Origin of the sequence: Microcoleus sp. B4-C1, from assembly GCF_036705285.1 — a bacterium.
GTDB lineage: Bacteria > Cyanobacteriota > Cyanobacteriia > Cyanobacteriales > Microcoleaceae > Microcoleus.
Genome location: NZ_JAUBUC010000214.1, coordinates 1 through 1594 on the forward strand (window position 1 = coordinate 1; position 1594 = coordinate 1594).

At 44.6% G+C, this 1594-nt stretch carries 1 protein-coding gene; it reads left to right on the forward strand.

Annotated elements, in window-relative coordinates; translation table 11 throughout:
- Positions 1–129: 129 nt before the first annotated feature.
- Complete coding sequence (tnpC, locus tag QUB26_RS31720; RefSeq protein WP_333247059.1) at positions 130–1509, forward strand: IS66 family transposase; 1380 nt, start codon at positions 130–132, stop codon at positions 1507–1509.
- Positions 1510–1594: the final 85 nt, after the last annotated feature.

The following is a 1594-nucleotide window of genomic DNA, read 5'->3' on the forward strand; positions in this document are numbered from 1 at the left end:
TTCAAGTTTTCTACTCCTGAATACCAACTATCTCCTGTTACCATTCTGGGTTTGACTCCCCAGCTTATTATTTCACTGTAATTGCTCAACCCCCTTGACAAGAAGACAAGATAGACATTAGATCAAGGAATGGAAAAACTCCCCGACCTAAAACAGCTATCGAACGAAGCAAAAGAAGCCTTGATAGTAGAGCTATGGGAGAAAATCCAAAAACTCACCGCAGCGTTAGCAACCACAGACCAACCAAAACTAGGCCCATCTCCCAAAAAAACTAGCAAAAATTCCAGCACTCCACCGTCCACAGGATTCAAGCCCAACATTAAGCCATCGAAAATTGAGGGGATAAAAAGACAAAAAAGCCTAGGAAGAGTCGGAGGCGGAAGAGAACTACATCCTCATCCCGACCAAACAATCATCGCCCAACTCAAAAATTGCCCCCAGTGTGGAGAGAAAGTCACCGGCGCCGCACAAAAATTGCAATCCGTCTACGAAAAAATCGAACTACCCCCAATTCGCCCCATCATCACCCGAATCGAACGTTATAGCGGTCGCTGCGCCTGTTGTCAAACCGAGTATCTTGCCCCCGTACCCGCAGGAATGGAACCGGGTTCACCATTTGGCAGTTCAATTCAAAGCCTGGTTACGTATCTGCGCTACACTCATGCGATCAGCTACGAACGGCTATCGTCCATATTGGCATCTGTCTTTGGACTCAAGATATCAGAAGGAGCAATCGCCAACCTATTAGAGAAAGTCAAAACGAGTTTAGATGACCAAGTAACTCAAATACTCCATCGGTTGCGGCGGGCAAAATTAATTTGTTCAGATGAAACCAGTGCGAGAGTTAATGGACAAAATCAGTGGGAGTGGGTGTTTCAGAACCCAGATGTTTGTTTACACGTCATCCGCCCGAGTCGAGGGACTGGGGTAATTAACGAAGTTCTAGCAGAACACCGTCCCGATATCTGGGTGTCAGATTTATTTAGCGCTCAAAAAAATCACCCAGCCCCACAATGGCAAGTGTGTTTGGCCCATCAACTGCGGGATTGCCAATATGCGATTGATGCTCTTGACAGAGTTTTTGCCCCAGGGATGAAGAGGTTATTATTAAGAGCTTTTATCATCCATCGACGACGAGAAAAAATCGACGATGCCAGACTCAAGCGATACCGAGAAAATTTACAGGAAAGATTAACCGGGATTTTAAATTTAGCGCCACATCATCCGGATGGTATCCGGTTACGAAAACGCTATGGTGGGCTAATTGACAATTTATTTCTATTTCTGGAAGATGCGGGGATTCCACCAACGAATAATAGTAGTGAACAGGCGATTAGGATGAGCGTGGTATTTCGCCGTGTGACTAATGGCTTCCGTTCGGAATGGGGGCGAGATTTGTTTGCTGCTGTTCGTTCAGTTGTCAATACTGGGAAGCGACAGGGTTTAACTGCTTATCAATCCATTCAACAAGCTCTCTCTATTGATGGCTCCCTTTTTTCCCCTAGTTGAGCAATTACATTTCACTTACCATTTCTCTAAAATAATCGTTTTTTGTTTGTCCCTGCTTTTTATCATATATTCTATAATTTATTGG